The sequence below is a fragment of the Bacteroides sp. MSK.20.82 genome (assembly GCF_019052485.1).
In the GTDB taxonomy this organism is placed as follows: domain Bacteria; phylum Bacteroidota; class Bacteroidia; order Bacteroidales; family Bacteroidaceae; genus Bacteroides; species Bacteroides thetaiotaomicron.
Map to the genome: position 1 here is coordinate 40,587 of NZ_JAHQUN010000007.1, position 21,040 is coordinate 61,626.

Here is a 21,040-nt window from a genome sequence, read left to right on the forward strand (position 1 = left end):
CATAGACCGATATGACAAACCTGACCAATTACCATAGTCACTGCTTATATTGTGACGGACGAGCTAATATGGAAGATTTTATCCGTTTTGCCATTAGTGAAGGCTTTTCTTCTTATGGCATTTCTTCTCACGCTCCTCTGCCATTTTCTACAGCATGGACGATGGAGTGGGACCGGATGGATGATTACCTTTCCGAATTTTCTCGTCTGAAGGAGAAATATGCCGATAAAATAGAGCTTGCCATCGGACTCGAAATAGACTATCTGAATGAAGAGAGCCATCCCGCTATCCCTCGTTTTCAGGAATTGCCGCTCGATTATCGGATTGGTTCTGTGCACATGCTCTATTCTCCGCAGGGCAAAGTCGTGGATATCGATACCCCTGCCGATATATTCCGTCAATTGATAGATGCGCATTTTGAAGGTGATCTCGATTACGTTGTCCACCTTTATTATAAGAATCTGCTCCGTATGGTCGAGCTGGGAGGTTTTGATATCCTTGGTCATGCAGATAAGATGCACTATAATGCCTCTTGCTATCGTCCGGGATTATTGGACGAACCGTGGTATGATGCGTTGGTTCGCGATTATTTTGCAGAAATAGCCCGTCATGGATATATCGTTGAAATTAATACCAAGTCTTATCATGATTTGGGAACTTTCTATCCGAACGAACGCTATTTCCCTTTATTGAAAGAATTGGGTATTCGGGTACAGGTGAATAGTGATGCCCATTATCCGGAACGGATTAATAACAGTCGTGCCGAAGCATTGGCAGCCTTGAAGAAAGTCGGCTTTGACACAGTAGTGGAGTGGCACGGCGGACAGTGGAAAGATATGCCTCTGTTACAATAAAACAGAGCTTCTGTTTATAATAAATGCAGGCTCCGTCAACTGCTGACAGAGCCTGCATTTATCTATAACAGAGCCTCTGTTTCGATCCCCTATTCCGTCCTTTTGCAGGCATTCGATAACAGGAACTCATTCAAAGCTTCTTCATAATTCCCATGAATCATAATATGATGATTGCCTAGCGGGTTTTTCAGGAAATAATCCGCTGGAGTATTCATGCGGATACGCACCTGCGTGCGGCACATATTGATATAATTCGTATTCTCGGTTAGAGTTCCGGTAGACAGGTAATACTCATCCAGACATTCGCCTCCGCATTTTACGATAGTCACGTCACCTGTCGGGAGCAGTCCTTGAATGGCGATACCTTTCTCTGTCTCAAAATGATTGCGGATAATATATCTTTCCGTCTGTTTGAGTCCTATAGTGCAATGTGCCAGTATTAATTCATTGGTTCGCGTATTGATGGTGGATGGATTTGCCATGAATCCTTCTTTTCCTGTCAGCGCCTTAACTGCCAGAAGAGTGAAGATAGACTGGAGATCTCCCTCACAGCCTGCCATGATACCGTCATCATTCAGCAATGACAATGCCAGACAGCCGGTCGTATCAATTTGATCGATCAGTTTGAAGCAGCTTAATGTCAGTGCTTCCAGCTTCTCTTCTTTGCAAATTCTCTTGATGGCCCTGTATAATCGCATCGCTTTGATTAAATCCTCAGGAGTTCCCTCGCGGCAGGCAAGCGCCTGCGAAGCAACGGCGGCGCAGGACGCGCCTACCTGATCATCAGTGATTTGTTTAAAATGTTCATAAACCCTTTCCAGCGGAATATCTATATATTCGATTCCCCAGCGGCGCTTTGCCAGAAGATAATCCACATTGCTGGCAACCAGCCACGAAGAAGGAGTACCGATGACTCCGATACGCTTGCCGAACAAAGAACGCTGCGCGCGGAAATTATTATATAGTATATGTACACGTTGAATAATAGACGGTAATTCTCCATGAAGAATTTCACTCTTCATTCCCCTTCCACGGAGCCATGTAGATATTTCCAATGCCGCAGCAAGTGAGTTCTGCATGCCATCGGCCAATAAAATGGCGGGGCGGGGAAGACGTTCGAAGTGCTGGATGACCAGTCTTTCCACACCTCCGGTAGCGATAAAAATGATTTTGAAATCATCACTGCCCAACTTATCCATATCTTGATAATCGATGAGTTTGACAGTGTAATATTTTTCAAGTTCACTCAGAATTGCTTCGTGCGAATTGCGCAGCGAGGCTTGTTTGTGAAGTATTGAAGCAAATGAGATAAGGTGTATGGTCATTATGATATTGTTTTAAGTTTTCCGTATTACAAATGTATAGCTTTCTTTTCATTTTTCCACTACGTTTTTACCCTTGATAAGGATTTTAAAGTTTTTATGTCTCTGTATTCAAATTATTGCGTACATTTGCAGTTCCAAATTAAAAAAGTAAATAGTAATTAGTAATTTGTAGTTAAAATTATGCCAACCATATCCATTCGCGGAAACGAGATGCCTGCATCTCCTATCAGAAAACTGGCTCCTTTGGCAGACGCTGCCAAGCAACGGGGAGTCCATGTGTTTCACCTGAATATCGGACAGCCTGACCTGCCCACTCCTCAGGCCGCGATTGACGCGATACGCAACATCGACCGTAAAGTGCTGGAATATAGCCCCAGTGCCGGAAACAGAAGCTATCGCGAGAAACTTGTGGGATATTATGCAAAGTTCAACATCAACCTGACGGCTGACGATATAATCATTACATCGGGAGGTTCGGAAGCGGTACTTTTTTCCTTCCTTTCCTGCCTGAATCCGGGAGATGAAATCATTGTTCCGGAACCTGCATACGCCAACTACATGGCATTTGCCATCTCTGCCGGAGCAAAGATCCGTACGATTGCAACGACCATTGAAGAAGGTTTCTCCCTGCCGAAAGTAGAGAAATTCGAAGAACTGATCAATGAACGTACCAAGGCTATCCTGATTTGTAATCCGAACAACCCGACCGGTTATCTGTATACACGTCGGGAAATGAATCAGATCCGTGACCTGGTGAAGAAGTACGACCTCTTCCTCTTCTCTGACGAAGTATATCGTGAATTTATTTATACTGGCTCTCCTTATATCTCTGCCTGTCATCTGGAAGGTATCGAGAATAATGTAGTGCTGATCGATTCAGTTTCCAAGCGTTATTCGGAGTGCGGAATCCGTATCGGTGCATTGATTACCAAGAACAAAGAGATACGTGACGCTGTTATGAAATTCTGCCAGGCTCGTTTGAGTCCTCCTTTGATCGGACAGATTGCCGCTGAGGCTTCTTTGGATGCTCCGGAAGAATATTCGCGTGAGACGTATGATGAATACGTAGAACGGCGTAAATGCTTGATTGATGGATTGAACCGTATTCCGGGCGTTTATTCTCCGATTCCGATGGGGGCTTTCTATACCGTAGCCAAACTCCCCGTAGACGACTCGGACAAGTTCTGTGCATGGTGTCTTTCTGACTTTGAATACGAAGGCCAGACCGTATTTATGGCACCGGCTTCCGGTTTCTATACTACTCCGGGCTCCGGCATCAATGAAGTGCGTATCGCCTACGTATTGAAGAAAGAAGATTTGACCCGTGCGCTTTTCATCCTGCAAAAGGCGTTGGAGGTGTATCCGGGAAGAACGGAATAGGAAATAAGTATTAAGTAATAGGTATTAAGTATTAACCGTAGACGCTGGTTGGCGTATGAGATATTATAAGATTGATAATATATCATAAGGTAATGACTTAATACTTAATATAACACTTAATACTTAATCTCTAAATAAGCTACGGCTAATACTTAATACCTATTACTTAATACTTAAAAGAATTGTCATTATCTCTTTTTATAGCCCGTCGTATTTATCGCGAGAGCGATGGTGGAAAACAGGTTTCACGTCCTGCGGTCCTCATTGCTATGGCTGGTATTGCCATAGGGTTGGCTGTTATGATTATTGCGGTGGCGGTAGTCATAGGGTTTAAAAGTGAGGTAAGGAATAAAGTCATCGGATTCGGGTCGCACATTCAGATAGCGAATCTGGATGTGGTCAATTCTTATGAGACTCATCCGATTGCGGTGGGGGACAGTATGATGACTGCTCTTTCCGGTTATCCCCAAGTAAGCCATGTGCAACGTTATTCTACCAAGCCGGGGATGATAAAAACGGATGATGCTTTTCAGGGAATGGTACTGAAAGGTGTCGGACCGGAGTTTGATCCGAGTTTTATGCAGGAGTATCTGGTGGAAGGGGAGATTCCTGCGTTCAGCGATTCGGCTTCCAGTAATCAGGTACTTATCTCCAAGGCGCTGGCTACTAAAATGAAGCTGAAGCTGGGAGATAAGATATATACCTATTATATTCAGGATAATATCCGTGCCCGGCGCTTGACGATTGCAGGCATCTATCAGACCAATTTCTCGGAGTATGATAATCTGTTTCTGCTGACTGACCTTTATTTGGTGAACCGTCTGAATGGCTGGGAACCGGAGCAGGTGAGCGGAGTGGAGCTGCAGGTGCGCGACTATGATAAACTGGAAGATATCACTTACGAGATAGCCGTTGATACGGATAGCCAGCGTGATAAGTTTGGAGGCGTGTATTATGTACGCAATATAGAGCAACTGAATCCCCAGATATTTGAATGGCTCAATCTGCTTGATCTGAATGTATGGGTAATCCTTTTCCTGATGATAGGAGTTGCCGGCTTTACCATGATTTCCGGTTTGCTGATTATTATCATAGAACGCACCAATATGATCGGAATACTGAAAGCGCTGGGAGCCGATAATTTTACGATTCGCAAGACTTTCCTTTGGTTTGCCGTCTTTCTCATCGGCAAGGGGATGCTTTGGGGCAATGCGATTGGACTGGCATTCTGTTTTATCCAGTCCCAATTCGGAATATTTAAGCTCGATCCGGAGAATTATTATGTTGATACGGTATCGGTTTCTTTCAATGTCTGGTTCTTCCTTTTGATCAATGCAGGTACGTTGCTGGCATCGGTTCTGATGCTGATCGGACCTTCTTACTTGATAACGAAGATCAATCCTGCAAGCTCCATGCGGTACGAGTAATCTTCTCTTTTTCTTTTCTTTTTTTGCTGCAAAAATAATTTAGACCGTAGCGTGATGTAGAGTGAATAATATGTCTATATTTGCGCCCGATTTACTTAATATCCTCTTGTAGGTTTAATTTTTAACCATTATGAATAATGTGTTAATTCTGTTGGATAATCCGGATGACTGGAAGCCGTATTGTGAGACGAAAAGTATCCTGACTGTTTCCGACTATCTGAAGAACAAGCCGGTTGAAAAAGACCGGAAGTTAGTTATTAATCTTAGCAATGATTACAGCTATAACTCCGAAGGGTATTACTGTTCGTTGCTTGCCCAGACGAGAGGACAACGGGTGATTCCCGATGTTGACATCATCAACAAACTGGAGACGGGGACAGGAATCCGCATGGACCGAAGTCTGCAGGCGTTGTGTTATCAATGGATTCAGAAGAACGGGATCAAAAGTGATATCTGGTATCTGAATATCTATTTCGGGAAATGCCGTGAGAAAGGGCTGGAAAGAGTGGCCCGCTTCATTTTCGAGAACTATCCCTGCCCTTTGTTGAGAGTCGCTCTGAACACTCATCCCAAGAATCAGATTGAAAGTATTCAGTTCTTGCCTTTGAACCGGTTGGATGATGAGGAACAGGACTTCTTTGCCAATACGCTGGATAACTTTAATAAGAAAATATGGCGTGCGCCTAAGTCGGCAAAAGCTCCCAGATATAGTTTGGCGGTACTGATCGATCCGAAAGAGAAATTCCCGCCCAGTAACAAAGGGGCTTTGCATAAACTCTCCGAGGTGGCCAAGAAGATGAATATCCACGTTGAAATGATTACAGAGGATGATGCGATGCGTCTGTTGGAATTTGATGCGCTGTTTATCCGGACAACGACATCGCTGAATCATTATACATTCCATTTGTCACAGTTGGCCGCCCAGAATGGGATGGTCGTCATTGATGATCCGTTGTCTATCATTCGGTGTACCAATAAGGTTTATCTGAAAGAACTTTTTGAGAAAGAAAGGATTCCGGCACCGAAGTCTACGTTGATTTTTCAGTCCAATGAGAACTCGTTCGAGCAGATCAGTGAGCAGGTTGGTGCTCCTTTCATCCTGAAGATACCGGACGGTTCCTATTCCATTGGCATGAAAAAGGTGTCCAATGAAGAAGAACTGAAAACAAGTCTTGAACTTCTTTTCGAGAAGTCGGCTATCTTGTTGGCGCAGGCATTTACGCCTACGGAGTTTGACTGGCGTGTCGGTCTGCTGAACGGAGTACCTTTGTATGCCTGCAAGTATTATATGGCAAAAGGTCATTGGCAGATTTACTGCCATTATGATTCGGGCAGGAGCCGCTGCGGACTGGTGGATACGATTCCTATCTATCAGGTGCCGCGTGTGGTACTGGATACGGCGATAAAGGCTGCCAATCTCATCGGAAAAGGCTTGTATGGAGTGGATTTGAAGATGGTCGATGATAAGGCTTACGTGATTGAAATCAACGATAATCCGAGTATCGACCATGAACTGGAAGATGCGATTATCGGTGACGAAATGTATTACCGTCTGTTGAATCACTTTGAGCAGGCGCTGGAAATGAAACATTATTAATGATGGAACCAACGATACACCTCCGTCAGGCAAAAGCGGGAGACATTCCTGCCATTCTGGAGATAGAGCAGGAATGTTTTCAGGAAGATAGTTTTTCGAGAGAACAGTTTGTTTATCTGATCTGCCGTTCAAAGGGCACCTTTTATGTGGTGGTGGAACAGGAGCGGATAATCGCCTATGTCTCATTATTGTTTCATGCGGGAACTCGTTATCTGCGAATATATTCGATAGCCGTCCATCCGGACTGCAGAGGAAGGAAGCTGGGACAGTTGCTCATGGAGCGGACGATTGAGACAGCTCTTGACTGTAGGGCGGTAAAGATTACGCTCGAAGTAAAAGAGTCGAATACGCCTGCCATCAAGCTATATATGAAAAATGGCTTTATTCCCGTGGGAGTAAAGCCAAACTATTATCATGATGGTTCGGATGCGATTTATATGCAGCGGCACATGTAATCAGCAGTTGCCTATCTTCTCATAAAGTCCCCTTTCCTGCGTAAGGAGCGGTAAAGTTTGAATTTGAGCGACTGGATGGGCTGGAGGATATCGAAAACCGGCAGGGAGAAATAATATTTCCTGTCTCCGCCCATTTCTTTGGCTGTCCGATTAATGATGATTGCCTGTACGGTATAGCGGAACAGCCAGATCAGTAATGCAATTCCGGCAGCCAGCCAATGGTTGTTGAGGATGCCGAATACAAGACCCGCGATGCAGGCAGCGTAAAACAGCAGACGGGAGAAAGTCTCGAATCCTAACAAATAGCGCTGTACACCGTGATAAAAGCGTGCGGTTGCCATATAGCTTATCTTTTCTTCTTTCCATTCTTTGTAGCTGTATACCGGTTGTATCCGCATAGTTGCATTGATATCCGTTTCTACACGTGTGTTGGATGGGGTGGCTATCTGGTTGATGAATAAATCATCTTCCCCGCGTTGCAGGTTCAGATAAGTGGAATAGCCTTTTCTCTGGAAGAATAATTCTTTCCGGTAAGCCATATTGCGGCCGATGCCCATGTATGGCTTTCCTGCCAGTGCAAAGCATAAATAACGCAGAGACTGGAATAACGTGTCAAAGGCTACCCGTTTGTGCAGCCATCCTTTGGTCCGGTCGTAACCGCTGTATCCCAGTACTATCTGAGTCTGTGAAGTGAAGTTACGTGCCATTAGTCTGAGCCAATCCTTGCTTGCAGGCATACAGTTTGTTTCTGTAAATACCAGCCAGTCGTGTTTGCTGGCCTTGATGCCCAATGTCAGGGCAAGTTTCTTATGACTGATGTAGCGTGCGCTGTCGGGAGTGAAGCTGTGGTAGAGGTGAGGATATTTCTCTTCCATAAATCCCAGTACATCCTCTGTCTCATCCGTAGAAGCATCGTTGATAACAATCACTTCGAACTGCGGATAGTCTTGTTCGAGAATGGCAGGTAAGATTTTACGTAGGTTATCAGCTTCGTTGCGTGCACAAAGAATCACGGAAAGCGGAGGCATCTCTTGTGTGAAGTGCACTGCTTCTTTGCGTACAGCCTTATTGTGGGCATGTATCCGATTGTACAAGCCGAAATAATAAATGAGCTGAATGATAAAAAGAATACCTGCCGCCGATAAAAGAATCAGTTCGACAGTATTGAATGTAAATGCTTCCATTGGATATAAGTGTCGTTTTTACGACTGCAAAAGTACGTATTTTTTTGGTAGCTCCGTCATCTCGCAGGAAGGTTATTTCGTAAATCCAGATATTCTTTCTTGAACATGTCGACGAATAGAAAGAATAATGAAAGCAGCAACGGACCGAAGATGACTCCCATAAATCCGAACAACGGCAAACCGATAACGACTCCGAATATCGTAATCAGCGGATGGGTATCCGCCATTTTCTTCTGCAGGATGAATCGGATCAGGTTATCCGACTGAGATATGACTATTCCACCGTATGCGGCGAGTCCGATAGCGTTGAACCAGTCTCCGGTTACGGCAAGATAGGCAGCTACGGGAAACCATATCAAGGCAGTTCCTACCATTGGAATGATGGTGGCGAAGCAGGTCAGGAATCCCAATACCAGGACATTGGGTGCTCCGAAGATAAGATACCCTATCATGGCGACCCCTCCTTGAATAATGGCTAACAGAGGTATGCCGATGGCATTGGAACGTACAATCATATTGATTTCGTGAATTACTTCCTGTGTATTCGCTTCATTGAACGGGAGAATGTCATTCACATAAGCTTCCATCTTTTTTCCTCCTATCAGCATAAAGTATAGTACGAATACCATGACAAACAGATTGATGGCAAGGCTGCTGATGCTTTCCATTATTATTTGTCCGATGCGGGGTAGGATGGAGACAATGAATGACAAGGTATCTTTTCCCAGCACATCATAACCCGTTTTTTCTTTGATAAACTCTGCCACCTGCTGCATCGGGGCAATGAATGTTTGCGGGTCCAGATTGATGTCCTGAAGTTGGTTTACCAGTAGCCAGATTGTCAGTCCAAGCGGAACCAAAAATACCATAACCGTCTCTGCCGTAATCAGCAATGCGGCAACACTGCGTTTCAGTTTCCACTTTTCTGTCAGGTGCGTCATTTGTGTGCGTACCAAAATATAAATAGTGAGTGCTCCCAGCAATCCTCCCAAAAAAGGAGTGATCTGACGGAAGATGATGATTCCCATAAATAGTATGATGACGATGAGGGAATATTTCCAGTATTGTTCTTTGATGCTCATATTATGTATTTAGATATTCTGCTTTATAAACAAAAGAACAGTGGAAAAAGTTTGAATGTCCGGTATGAGGTTTACGTATGTTGTTTTTAAGGGAGCTCAATATGAAAAACCGTTTTTCCGGCTCTGCTTTCTTTGATAGCCAAATGCCCTTCGTGGCGGCGGATAATTTCTTTGCACAGGCTCAGTCCGATGCCTGTACCTTCTGATTTAGTCGTAAAAAAGGGGATGAATACTTTGTCCATAATTTCGGGAGGAATACCGGGACCATTGTCGGTGATGTCTATGACTATATATTCGTCTTGTTCTGCTTGCAGGGAAAGCTCTCCATGCGGATGCCCCTCCAATGCCTGCATGGCGTTTTTCAACAGATTGAGAAACACTTGTGACAGTTGCTTTTCGTCTCCTTCGGTCATCATCGGTTCGGGGGAGCACCGGAGTGTAAAGGAGATATTGTTTTCTTGAAAATTGGTTTGAAGCAGTTCCTCCAGATTGTGTAATAAGTCGGATAGGGAAAAGAGACGCTTTTCGGGCTGCGGAAGATAGGACAGATGCCGGAAAGATTCGGTAAATTCCATCAGCCGTTCGCTTTGCGCCTGAATAATGTGAAGCCCGCGGATTCCTTTCTCGCTGATTTCCGGATAGGAAGCCAGTGTCTGAGACAGTGAGATAATGGGAGCGATCGTGTTCATGATCTCATGAGTCAGGACATGACTGAGTTTGCTCCATGATTCACTTTCGTTTTCGTTGAGCCGGTCGTCAATGTCTTGTATGGAAAGCAAGGTGATTGTTTCGTCTTGTAGTTTCATCTGACTTTGGGAGAGGCTGAGTCTTTTTCTGTTCTTCTCATTCTGCAGGATATTTTCCAGTTGGGAATATAGAGTCAGTGATTCGATGTTTAGTAAGGTCAACGCTGTGTTGTTGACGAAGATTATTTTCTTGGAGTTGTTCCAGGCTATGATTCCGTTGGGTACTTTCTCCAGCAGAGACCGGTAGAAATGTTCCTGTTTCTGGTAGTCCATTTTGGTTTGTGCCAATAGGGCGTTGATCCGGTTCAGTGAACGGTTCAGCTGTTGTTGCTCTTCGTTTATTCCTTGCTCGGGGTAGCTGAATGTATTATCTCTGTCCTCGATGGCATCAAAGAAAAGCCGGAGTTTCCGGTTGATGTTATTGAGATAAGTGACTATTCCGCCGATTTGAAACAAGGAGCAGATGATTAGTAACATACCGATGATGATGCCACGTTGGGAGATGATGAGCCACAGCCCTGTTCCCGAAGTTGCGAGGATGAGCAGGATACGAAGCAATATGGTCCAATAGATATGTCGACTGAATATCATCTTGTTCAGGGTTTGAATCGTTTCAGTTTATTATAGAGAGTTTGTCGGCTGATGCCTAATTGTTCGGCGGCGGCTGTCAGATTTCCATTGTTTTGGAGGATTGCTGTTTCGATGGCTTGCCGTTCTACTTCCTCCAGATTGGGGACGACGCTTGCCGTCTGAGGTTTCCAGCTTTGCTTTACCAGAATATCTTTGGGGCGTATCACGTTGCCTTCGCATAAGATCACCGCTTTTTCGATGGCGTGTTGCAGTTCGCGGATATTGCCCGGCCAGTGATAGGAGCGTAGTTTCTCAATCGTTTGCTCGTGCATCCGTATGTCCGGCCGTTGATATTTGGAAGTAAAACGACGGAGGAAAGTATCTATGAATAATAGGATATCGTCTCCCCGTTCCCTTAAAGGAGGGATTTCCAGATGAATGGTGTTGATACGGTAGAACAAATCTTCCCGAAACAGTCCTTGCTTTACCATTTCCGGAATATCTTTATTGGTAGCAGAGATCAGCCGGATATCAACGGGAATCACTTTGTTACTTCCGATTCGGGTGACATTCCGGTTCTGTAGTACAGTCAATAGTTTGGCTTGCAGTGCAATGGAAAGGTTTCCGATTTCGTCCATAAAGAGGGAACTGCCGTTGGCCGCTTCGAATTTTCCCGGACGACTTTCGTATGCGTCGGTAAACGCTCCGCGTTCGTGTCCGAACAGTTCACTTTCGAAGAGTGATTCACTGATAGCGCCCATATCAATGCCAAGCATTTGACGGGAATTTCGGGGAGATAAACGATGTATCTCTTTGGCTAACATCTCTTTTCCTGTTCCGTTCTCTCCGGTGATCAGGATGTTGGCGTCGGTTTTGGCTACTTTCGTGACCACTTTAATCAACTGGAGCATTGCGGGAGAGTGGCCGATCAACATTTCCGGTTTGCTCGGTTTCTCGGTATCCCCCTGTTTGCCGGTTGTCTTTGAAGCGCTTTTGGCTTTGCTGTTGTTACTTTTATAAGCCTCCTTTATCTTCCGAATCAGAATCTGATTATCCCAAGGTTTGAGTAAAAAATCAGTAGCCCCGTTTTTTAGTGCTTTTACCGCCAATTCAACGTCTCCGTAAGCAGTCAGCATAACCACCGGTAAAGATGGGCGGATTTCGTGGATTTGTTTTAACCAGTACAGTCCTTCATTGCCATTGTTTATGCCGGCAGAGAAATTCATGTCAAGGATAACGACGTCGATAGAGGTGGTAGTCAGTAACGTGGTGATTTGATTGGGATTGGCGGCGGTGCGAACTGTACCGAACTCATTTTCGAGCAGTAACTCCAGTGAAGCTAACACGCTTTTATTATCATCTACTATTAAAATAGTTCCGTTTTCCATATCTAAGATTGGGGGTATCTATCAGGTTGAACCATGCTTTAAGTTTGGGGGTAAAGATATTCGTTTTTGCTTTCCTCTGCAAGCGAGTGTCCAATAATTAGACGTTTTCGGGCATATTTACTGCAAGGCTTACTTAAATGCCCGAAAATTGCTCCCGAAGAATATGAAATAATGGATAACGTCCAAAAGTTGGACGTTGCGGTGTGTAATAATTGGACGGATGCAATGCAATCGTATTGGTCATTTGGCTAATAATCAATTACTTAAAAATTGTGGCATCCTATTTGCCTTCTAATCATCGTAACACACAATCGCATATATTATAAAGAATGAAAAACCTTTTCTTTTTGTCCTTATTCTTATTACCGCATTTTGTGCAGGCCCAGTCCGGCATGACTTTGGATGAGTGCATTCGTCTGGCATGGAAGCAGAATCCTTCTGTGCGGAACAGTGTGATAGATATAAAGGAGGCACGGGCAGATTATATGGCTGCTGTCGGTGCTTTTCTTCCCCGTGCAGCGGTTAATGCAGAAACAGGGAAACGCTTTGGGCGTTCTATCGATCCGGATACGAACGGATATACCAACGAAACTTTTGAAGAAGGGACTGTGGGGCTTGATATGACTCTTTCTCTTTTTGAGGGCTTTTCACGCATTCATCAGGTACGCTTCCGGAAGATGAATAAGGAGCGTAGCGAATGGGCATTGAAAAATAAGCAGAATGAACTGGCATATCAAGTGACGGATGCTTATTATAAACTGATTCTGGAGAGAAAACTGCTGAATCTTGCTTTAGAACAAAGCCGGTTGAGTGAGCGGTATTTGAAACAAACCGAAGCCTTTGTTGAGTTGGGATTGAAATCAGCTTCCGATTTGCAGGAAGTCAAGGCCCGCAGAGAAGGGGATATCTATCGTTATAAATCTCGTGAGAATACTTGCCGGTTGGCCTTATTGCATCTGGAACAGCTAATGAATTTCCAACCCGGTGATACACTCGTTATTCAGGATACTATTGTGGAAGCGAATCAGTTGCCCTTGCTTTCTGTTCCGTCTACGGAAACACTTTATACCCAATCACTGGAAATACTTCCTGTCATGCGTATGATTGATTTGAAACGAAAGGCTGCCCGTAAAGAGTATGCGATGGCTGGCGGAACTTTTTCTCCTTCTGTCTATGCCCGCTTTACGGTTGGTTCCAATTTTTACAATACAGTTTTTTCTGCTAGACAGTTGCGGGACAATATAGGAAAATATGTCGGCATCGGTATTTCGTTTCCTTTGCTGAGCGGATTGGAACGTCTGACTCATCAACGGAAGCAGAAACTAAACCTGTATCGCTTGAAGAATGAAGAAGAACTGGAAAAGCAGCAGCTATATACCGATATAGAGCAAACACTTCTTTCCCTACATGCCGGATTTAGTGAACATCAACAGGCATTGCAACAGCTTGAAGCAGAAGCTCTCGTACTGAAAGAGTCCGAACGTAAATGGGAGGAAGGGCTCATTTCCGTCTTTCAGCTGATGGAAGCCCGTAACCGTTTTATCTCCGCCAAGGCAGAACTGGTTCGTGTACGCCTGCAAGTGGAAATGATGAGGAAACTGGAGAAATACTATCGGGAGGGGACTTTCCTGTAAAACGGAGTCTGTGCCATCGGATCAATCATTTAATAACAACCCTATTTTGAATATACCTTTATGGATACACCTGTTGAACGCAAACCCGGCATAAATCGCAAACACCTTTATACGATCGGTGGTGTGGCGCTGGGAATCGCTGTCATTTTATATTTTATTTTTAGAGATACGGCTTCCTCCATGACAGTTGAGAAAGACCGTCTCACGATTGCTACCGTCAAGCAAGCGGAGTTCAATGATTATATCCGTGTGATCGGGCAAGTGATGCCCAACCGGATTATCTATATGGATGCCATAGAAGGCGGTCGTGTGGAAGAACGTCTGAAAGAAGAAGGAGCTATGGTGAAAGCGGGCGATGTGATTCTGCGTCTCAGCAACCCGTTGCTGAATATCGGAATCATGCAGAGTGAGGCAGACCTTGCCTATCAGGAAAATGAATTGCGCAATACCCGCATCAGTATGGAGCAGGAGCGTCTGCAACTGAAACAGGAACGCATAGGCTTGAATAAAGAACTGACATTGAAAAAACGCCGTTATGAACAATACAGACGTTTGGTGGAGGAGCAACTGATTGCCCGCGAGGATTTCCGTCAGGCAGAGGAGGAGTATGAAGCTGCCAAAGAACAACTGGCGGTCATTGACGAACGTATCCGTCAGGACAATATTTTCCGTGAAAGCCAGATCAGCAGTCTGGACGAGAACATACGTAACATGAAACGCAGTCTTACGTTGGTCCGTGAGCGCTTGGAAAACCTGAAGATTAAAGCTCCGATTGACGGACAGGTAGGAAACTTGAACGCGCAGGTCGGACAGTCCATTTCCGCAGGAGAACATATCGGGCAGATTATTACTCCGGACCTCAAAGTACAGGCACAGATAGACGAGCATTATGTGGAGCGTGTACTTCCCGGACTTCCTGCCGACTTTACCCGTGACGGAGGAACCTATAAACTGGAAGTAACCAAACCTTATCCGGAAGTGAAAGAAGGGCAGTTCCGTACTGACCTGGCTTTCATTTCGGAGCGGCCGGAGAATATACGTGCCGGACAAACTTATCATATCAACCTTCAGTTAGGAGACCCGGCACAAGCGATCCTTGTTCCCCGTGGCGGATTCTTTCAAATTACCGGAGGGCGGTGGATGTATATTGTCGATGAAAGTGGTAAATTTGCCACGCGGCGTCCTGTGAAGATCGGGCGCCAGAATCCACAGTATTATGAGGTGACGGAAGGTTTGTCTTCGGGTGAGAAAGTAATCATATCCGGTTATGAGTTGTTCGGAGACAATGAGAAACTAATACTAAAATAAATAAAAAGAATCACCATGATTAAAACAGAAAAACTGTCTATGCTTTTCACTACGGAAGAGGTGCAGACGAAAGCATTGAACGAAGTCACCTTACACGTAGAACAAGGAGAATTTGTCGCTATAATGGGACCTTCCGGATGCGGCAAGTCAACGTTGCTGAATATTTTGGGCACGTTGGATTCTCCCACTTCCGGCTCTTATTTCTTTGAAGGGAAACAGGTGGATAAAATGAACGAGAACCAGCTGACTGCCCTTCGGAAGAATAATTTGGGCTTTATCTTCCAGAGTTTCAACCTGATTGACGAACTGACGGTATACGAAAATGTGGAACTCCCGCTTGTCTATATGGGGATTAAGACTGCCCAACGCAAAGAGAAAGTGAACAAAGTGCTGGAGAAAGTAAATCTGCTACATCGTGCCAACCATTATCCTCAACAGTTGTCGGGCGGACAACAGCAACGTGTGGCCATCGCCCGTGCGGTAGTGACGGACTGTAAGTTGTTGCTGGCTGACGAACCGACCGGAAATCTGGATTCGGTGAATGGCGTGGAAGTGATGGAGCTGTTGAGCGAACTGAACCGCCAGGGGACTACGATTATCATTGTCACCCACTCTCAAAGGGATGCGACGTATGCGCATCGGATTATCCGGTTGTTGGACGGACAGATTGTATCCGAAAACATCAACCGTCCGTTAGAAAAAAGTACGTCCTCTAAAAACGAAGCTGTATGATAGGAAATTATTGGAATAGTGCCTATCGGAATCTGATGAAGCGGAAGAAGTTCAGCTTCATTAATGTGTTTGGACTGGCGATCGGCATGGCATCGGCGTTACTGATTCTGACGTATGTAACTTTTGAGTTCAGTTTTGACAAGATGCACACGAAATATCCCCATATTTACCGTGTGCAAAGTACATTCCGCGAAGGGGAGGTGCTGACCGATAACTGGGCAAGCAGCTCCTTCGGATACGGTTCGGCAATGAAAGAGAATCTTGCGGGAATTGAAGATTATACCCGAATCGGCTCTCTGCTCCAACCTGAACAGATTGTGAAGTATGGTGAGTTGACGCTGCGGGAAAACCAGATAGCTTATGCCGATCCGGGCTTTTTCCGTCTTTTCGATTTCGAGCTTCTGAAAGGTGATAAAAAGACCAGCCTTTCGATGCCGGGACAAGTCGTAATCACCGAGCGCATTGCCCGCAAATATTTCAAAGAGGAAGACCCTATCGGAAAGATTCTTATCTTTACCGGTCCCTATTATAAGATATCGTGTGAAGTGACCGGAGTCATGGAGGAAATGCCTTCCAATTCCCACATACATTATAACTTCCTGATTTCGTATACATCTTTGCCCAAGTTTATACATGAATACTGGTATAAGCACGAAGCATATACGTATGTTCTGCTCGATTCGCCGGAGAGGGAAGCGGAAATAGAAAGAGAGTTTCCCGTCATGGCGGAAAAGTACAAGACGGAGGAAGCGTTGAAAAACAAAACATGGGGAGTCGATTTGGTTCCTCTGGCAGATATACATCTCACTCCGCAATTGGGTTATGAAATGGAGACAAAAGGAAATCGTTCTGCTATGATTGCACTTGTCTTTGCAGCCATTGCCATTCTGGCTATTGCCTGGATAAACTATATCAATCTGACAGTAGCCCGTTCGATGGAGCGTGCCAGGGAAGTCGGAGTGCGTCGGGTAGTGGGTGCTTTCCGCAAGCAGTTGATTCATCAGTTCCTGTTCGAAGCGCTGGTTATGAATCTGATTGCTTTTATATTGGCGGTAGGGCTGATAGAGCTGATTCTTCCGTACTTTAATCAACTGGTGGGACGTACGGTCACTTTCTCCGTTTGGCTGATGGATTATTGGTGGGTGCTGCTGGTTCTTGTTTTTATCGCAGGGATATTCCTTTCCGGATATTATCCGGCATTGGCTTTGCTGAACCGTAAACCGATTACCCTGTTGAAAGGAAAGTTTTTGCATAGCAAGTCCGGAGAACGGACTCGTCAGGTGTTGGTTATCATTCAATATACGGCCTCTATGATACTGCTTTGTGGAACATTGATCGTGTTTGCACAGCTGAATTTTATGCGCAGCCAATCATTAGGGGTGAAAACCGACCAGACATTAGTCATTAAATTTCCCGGACGTACAGACGGGCTGAATGTGAAGCTGGAAGCGATGAAGAAAGCGATAATGCGGTTGCCACTGGTGCATAGTGTCGCAGCTTCCGGTGCTGTGCCGGGCGAGGAGGTGGCTACTTTCCTTTCCAATCGCCGTACCAATGACGCTTTGAAGCAGAACCGGCTTTATGAGATGCTGGCCTGCGATCCGGATTATATAGAGGCATATGGTTTGCAAGTGATAGCCGGACGGGGCTTTTCAGAAGAGTACGGAGACGATGTAGATAAACTGGTGATTAATGAGACGGCCGTACGCAATCTGGGCTTTGCTTCCAATGATGAGGCGATAGGAGAGTTGGTAACAGTAGAATGTACCGATGCTCCGATGCAGATTATCGGAGTGGTCAAAGATTATCATCAGCAGGCGTTGAGTAAGAATTATACTCCTATTATGCTGATTCATAAAGATAAGATAGACTGGTTGCCACAACGCTATATTTCTATCGTAATGACTTCCGGCAATCCCCGCGAACTGGTATCGCAGGTACAGGAAATATGGAATCGGTACTTTGCTGATTCCAGTTTCGATTATTTTTTCCTCGATCAGTTCTTCGACCATCAGTATCGTCAGGATGAAGTATTCGGGGTGATGATAGGTTCTTTCACCGGATTAGCGATATTCATATCCTGTCTGGGACTTTGGGTATTGGTGATGTTTTCCTGTTCCACCCGTACGAAAGAGATGGGTATACGTAAAGTCTTGGGAGCTTCCCGCTGGAATCTTTTCTATCAGTTGGTCAAAGGATTTTTCCTGCTGATTCTGATAGCGGTTGTGATTGCTCTTCCGGTAGCCTGGTTCAGTATGAACGCCTGGTTGAGTCATTATGCTTTCCGGACGGATTTAGAAGCCTGGTTCTTTATTGTGCCCGTATTGTTGATGTTGTTCATTTCATTCGTGACGGTGGCCTTTCAGACAATGAAAATAATAATGAGCAAACCTGCTCGTTCGTTAAGATATGAATAGTTTTTAGATCACTCCTTCGGGTATTCGTTAATATCCGGAGGAATTATGTTAAATGTTAACGAGTCTGCTACTTCTATTAAACCATGTTATAAGATGCTCCGCTTTGCTCCGGAAATTTGGAGATATGCAGAAAGTCCGTATCTTTGTAGTGTGTTTTTCATAGTATTAGATTTAAGGTTAACAAAAAGATTGGCTGTCTGGGATAGATAGCCTTTTTTTATGCCCTTTTTTTCGTATATTTGAGGGACATAAAACCAGAATGAATATTATGAGGACAATCTTATTAATTCTGTTACTTTCTGTTGCGGCAATATCGTCATTTGCCCAGACAAATACTTATCGGGAATGTACAAGTCAGAATTTTAAAATAATCTCATATACACGGGAGCTTTCTCCCCAAGGATGCCAGCAATCTCCGATATATGTGAAGCCCAAGCGTTCATAATACGAAGTATGACTGGTGCTTAAATATAATTTCGAGAATCCGAATTTCAGTGTATCCTTCTTGGCTTGTTCTATTAAAAGATTGGCGTAATGATTTCCCCTATACTTTTCTTCAATGAATAAGGCAACTAACCAAGGATATAAATCCGCGCGAGAGTTAAAATCGTTGCTGGTAAGTCCCGCACATCCTATTATTTCATCACCATTCATTAAAAGGTACCATTGAGGAATGGGATTTTCGGCATTCAGAGAATGTCTGAAACAATTGTCATACACCATTTTCGTGTTTTCGTTACCCCACTTGCTTTGGAAATAGGCGATAGCTCTTTCCAGATACTGAGGTGAGTCTCTGAGTGAAACTAGATTCATACGTTTATTGTATTGTTTATATTTAATATTGCCAAAGTTATAAAAGTATTTTTGAAAACCAATAGGTTGCCTGTTTTATCTGACTAATTCTGTATATTTGCAAGTATGTCCTGCTTATTAAATAACATCATAATATATATATGGAGAATAAAGAATTGCGTGAAAGAATGCTTTCGGGAAAAATGTATAATGACTTGTCTGTAGAACTGGTTCAAAGAAGAGAACAGGCTGTTTTCCTGACCAATGATTATAATTCCACTTATGGAAAGCCTAAAGAAGTTCGGGAGGCATTGTTACGTAAACTATTGAGGTGTATTGGCAGTAGTGTTCATTTTGAACCGAATTTCCGGTGTGAGTTTGGATTCAATATCAGTATTGGCAATAATTTCTTCGCCAATTTTGATTGCATCATGTTGGACGGAAATCTCATTACGATAGGCGACAATGTATTATTAGGGCCCCGTGTCGGTTTATATACGGCCAATCATGCGCTCGATCCGCAGGAACGTCTTATGGGCGGGTGCTATGCCCATCCGATTGTCATTGAAGATAATGTATGGGTAGGTGCCGGCGTTCATATAATGGGTGGTGTCACTGTCGGGAGAAATTCAGTAATCGGTGCGGGCAGTGTGGTGACAAAGAGCATTCCGGAGAATGTAATTGCCGCAGGTGTTCCCTGTAAAGTTATTCGGGAAATAACCGATGAAGACAAGACCGGTTTTCTGCCTTAGTGTTTTACGGATGAACTAGCTCGCTACTTACTGAAATTTAAGGATCGTTTCACAATCCTTTGTCCCGCAATATGCGAAAGATTATTCGTCTGACAGTTGTTGAACTTTCGTCTGACAGATGTTTCTTTTTCGTCTAACAACTGTCAGACGAAAGTTCAACAGTTGTCAGACGAATACTTTTATGTAATTTCAATACTAGAGTTTAGCAAAGTCGTCCATAAGTTTCCTTGATTTTGTCCTAACTATATTCCTTTTGTTTATTGCTGATTACCATAATTTGCAATCTATCCATTCCAGTTTATCGAATAGCCATAATTCAAAAAAGAACAAGATAAATGGGAGGATAATGATGAAGGTCATAGTCACTCCACTACTTTTCGAGTGTCGGTAATGATTGATAATAGCTTTTTTTCTGTCTTTACGGTAACGAAAAAATATGAAAATGTAAGGCAATAAAAGAATCAGTACTTGATAAAATATGACCGCGTTGTCTCCAAAGTGATGGGTTACACTCGTGAATCCAAATGCCGGAAAAGCTACGATCATTATCCAATACTCCAGTAAAATGAATGCACCGGAGCATCTGAAGGCTTTCTTGCTCCATTGTTCACCCTTAAAATACAGATAATCGAAGAAATAATATCTGTATTTGGGAGGATGTAATCTTTGTTTTACGCGTTCGAAATAATTATCTGTTTTATTCGTACCTTTTTTCATTTAATTGATTAATAGGAATTACATATTACAACTTACTCGACGTATTTAGTAAGTCTCTCTGTTTAAAAAAGAATTGAGCCATTTTTGAGAGAATTCTTCTTGCTCACGAGTATTCGGAAATTCTTGAATCTCTGCATAATCAAATATCGTTGCGATATCTTTTTTTAATGCAGGTTTTCCAAGAGTCAGGATATATACCTTATTGGAGACACTCATCATTCCCGATTGATGAGCATTTATTATTATGGGGTGTATACCTTATTTATATCATACTTTTCCATACATTTGTTTGTTTTGGATCACTGATAATGGCTAAGCGGGGAACGCTGTAAGCGTTATCCTGCTTCGTTAGTAATTTTTTTCTGTTGTGAATTATTAAGACGTTGAACTAACATCTTCTTGAACTCTGTACTATTACATTCATTTATAAGTTCTCTATATTCAAGAGATTTTATTTCTGAATACACAGACTCTATTAAATGTAGTAATGTCCATTCTATCCCATATAAAGCAGTCGGTGGAAAGAGCTTGATTAAAATATGTGCTTCATCCAAAGTGACAGGTTTAACTATCTTGCCTAATAAGTCTGCATATTCATCAACTAATGCAGCCGTTATTCGTTCATCTGCTTCATCGGGCATTGCACCCATTAAAGCTAATTGTTCAACTTCTTTTCTCAT

At 43.7% G+C, this 21,040-nt stretch carries 18 protein-coding genes; 10 read left to right on the forward strand and 8 right to left on the reverse strand.

Going from position 1 to position 21,040, the window contains the following annotated elements; translation table 11 throughout:
- Positions 1 to 11: 11 nt before the first annotated feature.
- Complete coding sequence (locus KTR07_RS08820; RefSeq protein ID WP_074856842.1) at positions 12 to 854, forward strand: histidinol-phosphatase; 843 nt, start codon at positions 12 to 14, stop codon at positions 852 to 854.
- Between the two features lie 89 nt (positions 855 to 943).
- Here the strand turns inward: KTR07_RS08820 and KTR07_RS08825 are convergent, their stop codons facing one another.
- Positions 944 to 2,179 (reverse strand): fucose isomerase, encoded by a 1,236-nt coding sequence (locus KTR07_RS08825; protein WP_074856845.1) that lies wholly within the window; start codon positions 2,177 to 2,179, stop codon positions 944 to 946.
- 180 nt (positions 2,180 to 2,359) lie between these two features.
- Between KTR07_RS08825 and KTR07_RS08830 the strand changes: the two genes are divergently transcribed.
- The 4 genes from KTR07_RS08830 (at position 2,360) to rimI (ending at position 7,038) form a co-directional block, all read left to right on the forward strand.
- Positions 2,360 to 3,559 carry a pyridoxal phosphate-dependent aminotransferase gene (locus KTR07_RS08830; RefSeq protein ID WP_011107809.1) on the forward strand — a complete coding sequence of 400 codons (1,200 nt, stop codon included), beginning with the start codon at positions 2,360 to 2,362 and terminating at the stop codon, positions 3,557 to 3,559.
- Positions 3,560 to 3,741: 182 nt separating this feature from the next.
- Positions 3,742 to 4,986, forward strand: coding sequence for an ABC transporter permease (locus KTR07_RS08835; RefSeq protein ID WP_008764820.1), 1,245 nt, complete (start codon positions 3,742 to 3,744; stop codon positions 4,984 to 4,986).
- 130 nt (positions 4,987 to 5,116) lie between these two features.
- Positions 5,117 to 6,583 carry a RimK family protein gene (locus KTR07_RS08840; protein WP_008764821.1) on the forward strand — a complete coding sequence of 489 codons (1,467 nt, stop codon included), beginning with the start codon at positions 5,117 to 5,119 and terminating at the stop codon, positions 6,581 to 6,583.
- A 2-nt stretch (positions 6,584 to 6,585) separates the two neighbouring features.
- Entirely contained in the window at positions 6,586 to 7,038 is a 453-nt protein-coding gene (rimI, locus tag KTR07_RS08845) for a ribosomal protein S18-alanine N-acetyltransferase (RefSeq protein ID WP_048696161.1), read from the forward strand.
- An 11-nt stretch (positions 7,039 to 7,049) separates the two neighbouring features.
- On the opposite strand, the gene KTR07_RS08850 is transcribed toward rimI, so the two are convergent.
- The 4 genes from KTR07_RS08850 to KTR07_RS08865 form a co-directional block, all read right to left on the reverse strand.
- Positions 7,050 to 8,222: a glycosyltransferase gene (locus KTR07_RS08850; RefSeq protein ID WP_195384983.1), complete on the reverse strand. Its 1,173-nt coding sequence runs from the start codon at positions 8,220 to 8,222 to the stop codon at positions 7,050 to 7,052.
- Positions 8,223 to 8,278: 56 nt separating this feature from the next.
- Entirely contained in the window at positions 8,279 to 9,304 is a 1,026-nt protein-coding gene (locus KTR07_RS08855; RefSeq protein ID WP_011107805.1) for an AI-2E family transporter, read from the reverse strand.
- 86 nt (positions 9,305 to 9,390) lie between these two features.
- Positions 9,391 to 10,641 (reverse strand): PAS domain-containing sensor histidine kinase, encoded by a 1,251-nt coding sequence (locus KTR07_RS08860; protein WP_011107804.1) that lies wholly within the window; start codon positions 10,639 to 10,641, stop codon positions 9,391 to 9,393.
- Positions 10,642 to 10,646: 5 nt separating this feature from the next.
- A complete protein-coding gene (locus KTR07_RS08865) occupies positions 10,647 to 12,008 on the reverse strand; it encodes a sigma-54 dependent transcriptional regulator (RefSeq protein ID WP_061474058.1) in 1,362 nt (453 codons plus the stop codon).
- 329 nt (positions 12,009 to 12,337) lie between these two features.
- On the opposite strand from KTR07_RS08865, the gene KTR07_RS08870 reads away from it, so the two are divergent.
- Genes KTR07_RS08870 through KTR07_RS08885 form a run of 4 tightly spaced genes read left to right on the forward strand, consistent with a single transcriptional unit; the run spans position 12,338 to position 18,099 of the window.
- Positions 12,338 to 13,642, forward strand: a complete 1,305-nt coding sequence (locus KTR07_RS08870) for a TolC family protein (RefSeq protein ID WP_055299374.1) — start codon at positions 12,338 to 12,340, stop codon at positions 13,640 to 13,642.
- Positions 13,643 to 13,702: 60 nt separating this feature from the next.
- On the forward strand, positions 13,703 to 14,950 hold the full coding sequence (locus KTR07_RS08875; protein ID WP_022470067.1) for an efflux RND transporter periplasmic adaptor subunit: 1,248 nt from the start codon (positions 13,703 to 13,705) through the stop codon (positions 14,948 to 14,950).
- A gap of 15 nt (positions 14,951 to 14,965) precedes the next feature.
- Positions 14,966 to 15,682 (forward strand): ABC transporter ATP-binding protein, encoded by a 717-nt coding sequence (locus KTR07_RS08880; protein WP_008762308.1) that lies wholly within the window; start codon positions 14,966 to 14,968, stop codon positions 15,680 to 15,682.
- A complete protein-coding gene (locus KTR07_RS08885; RefSeq protein ID WP_022470066.1) occupies positions 15,679 to 18,099 on the forward strand; it encodes an ABC transporter permease in 2,421 nt (806 codons plus the stop codon). Before KTR07_RS08880 ends, KTR07_RS08885 begins: the two co-directional genes overlap by 4 nt.
- A gap of 354 nt (positions 18,100 to 18,453) precedes the next feature.
- On the opposite strand, the gene KTR07_RS08890 is transcribed toward KTR07_RS08885, so the two are convergent.
- Positions 18,454 to 18,912, reverse strand: coding sequence for a GNAT family N-acetyltransferase (locus KTR07_RS08890; RefSeq protein ID WP_008762311.1), 459 nt, complete (start codon positions 18,910 to 18,912; stop codon positions 18,454 to 18,456).
- 140 nt (positions 18,913 to 19,052) lie between these two features.
- Between KTR07_RS08890 and KTR07_RS08895 the strand changes: the two genes are divergently transcribed.
- On the forward strand, positions 19,053 to 19,643 hold the full coding sequence (locus KTR07_RS08895; RefSeq protein WP_008762312.1) for a sugar O-acetyltransferase: 591 nt from the start codon (positions 19,053 to 19,055) through the stop codon (positions 19,641 to 19,643).
- 267 nt (positions 19,644 to 19,910) lie between these two features.
- Here the strand turns inward: KTR07_RS08895 and KTR07_RS08900 are convergent, their stop codons facing one another.
- Together KTR07_RS08900 and KTR07_RS08905 are read right to left on the reverse strand one after the other, a co-directional pair.
- Positions 19,911 to 20,360, reverse strand: a complete 450-nt coding sequence (locus KTR07_RS08900; protein ID WP_008762313.1) for a hypothetical protein — start codon at positions 20,358 to 20,360, stop codon at positions 19,911 to 19,913.
- Positions 20,361 to 20,695: 335 nt separating this feature from the next.
- Positions 20,696 to 21,040 carry a hypothetical protein gene (locus KTR07_RS08905; RefSeq protein WP_011107800.1) on the reverse strand — a complete coding sequence of 115 codons (345 nt, stop codon included), beginning with the start codon at positions 21,038 to 21,040 and terminating at the stop codon, positions 20,696 to 20,698.

What these genes read in the sequence shown, in the direction of transcription:
- KTR07_RS08860 (WP_011107804.1), bottom strand. Translation starts at nt 10,641, where the DNA reads ATGATATTCAGTCGACATATCTATTGGACCATATTGCTTCGTATCCTG.
- KTR07_RS08880 (WP_008762308.1), top strand. Translation starts at nt 14,966, where the DNA reads ATGATTAAAACAGAAAAACTGTCTATGCTTTTCACTACGGAAGAGGTG.
- KTR07_RS08830 (WP_011107809.1), top strand. Translation starts at nt 2,360, where the DNA reads ATGCCAACCATATCCATTCGCGGAAACGAGATGCCTGCATCTCCTATC.
- KTR07_RS08875 (WP_022470067.1), top strand. Translation starts at nt 13,703, where the DNA reads ATGGATACACCTGTTGAACGCAAACCCGGCATAAATCGCAAACACCTT.
- KTR07_RS08865 (WP_061474058.1), bottom strand. Translation starts at nt 12,008, where the DNA reads ATGGAAAACGGAACTATTTTAATAGTAGATGATAATAAAAGCGTGTTA.
- KTR07_RS08855 (WP_011107805.1), bottom strand. Translation starts at nt 9,304, where the DNA reads ATGAGCATCAAAGAACAATACTGGAAATATTCCCTCATCGTCATCATA.
- KTR07_RS08825 (WP_074856845.1), bottom strand. Translation starts at nt 2,179, where the DNA reads ATGACCATACACCTTATCTCATTTGCTTCAATACTTCACAAACAAGCC.
- KTR07_RS08885 (WP_022470066.1), top strand. Translation starts at nt 15,679, where the DNA reads ATGATAGGAAATTATTGGAATAGTGCCTATCGGAATCTGATGAAGCGG.
- KTR07_RS08870 (WP_055299374.1), top strand. Translation starts at nt 12,338, where the DNA reads ATGAAAAACCTTTTCTTTTTGTCCTTATTCTTATTACCGCATTTTGTG.
- KTR07_RS08905 (WP_011107800.1), bottom strand. Translation starts at nt 21,040, where the DNA reads ATGAGAAAAGAAGTTGAACAATTAGCTTTAATGGGTGCAATGCCCGAT.
- KTR07_RS08850 (WP_195384983.1), bottom strand. Translation starts at nt 8,222, where the DNA reads ATGGAAGCATTTACATTCAATACTGTCGAACTGATTCTTTTATCGGCG.
- rimI (WP_048696161.1), top strand. Translation starts at nt 6,586, where the DNA reads ATGGAACCAACGATACACCTCCGTCAGGCAAAAGCGGGAGACATTCCT.
- KTR07_RS08890 (WP_008762311.1), bottom strand. Translation starts at nt 18,912, where the DNA reads ATGAATCTAGTTTCACTCAGAGACTCACCTCAGTATCTGGAAAGAGCT.
- KTR07_RS08895 (WP_008762312.1), top strand. Translation starts at nt 19,053, where the DNA reads ATGGAGAATAAAGAATTGCGTGAAAGAATGCTTTCGGGAAAAATGTAT.
- KTR07_RS08820 (WP_074856842.1), top strand. Translation starts at nt 12, where the DNA reads ATGACAAACCTGACCAATTACCATAGTCACTGCTTATATTGTGACGGA.
- KTR07_RS08840 (WP_008764821.1), top strand. Translation starts at nt 5,117, where the DNA reads ATGAATAATGTGTTAATTCTGTTGGATAATCCGGATGACTGGAAGCCG.
- KTR07_RS08900 (WP_008762313.1), bottom strand. Translation starts at nt 20,360, where the DNA reads ATGAAAAAAGGTACGAATAAAACAGATAATTATTTCGAACGCGTAAAA.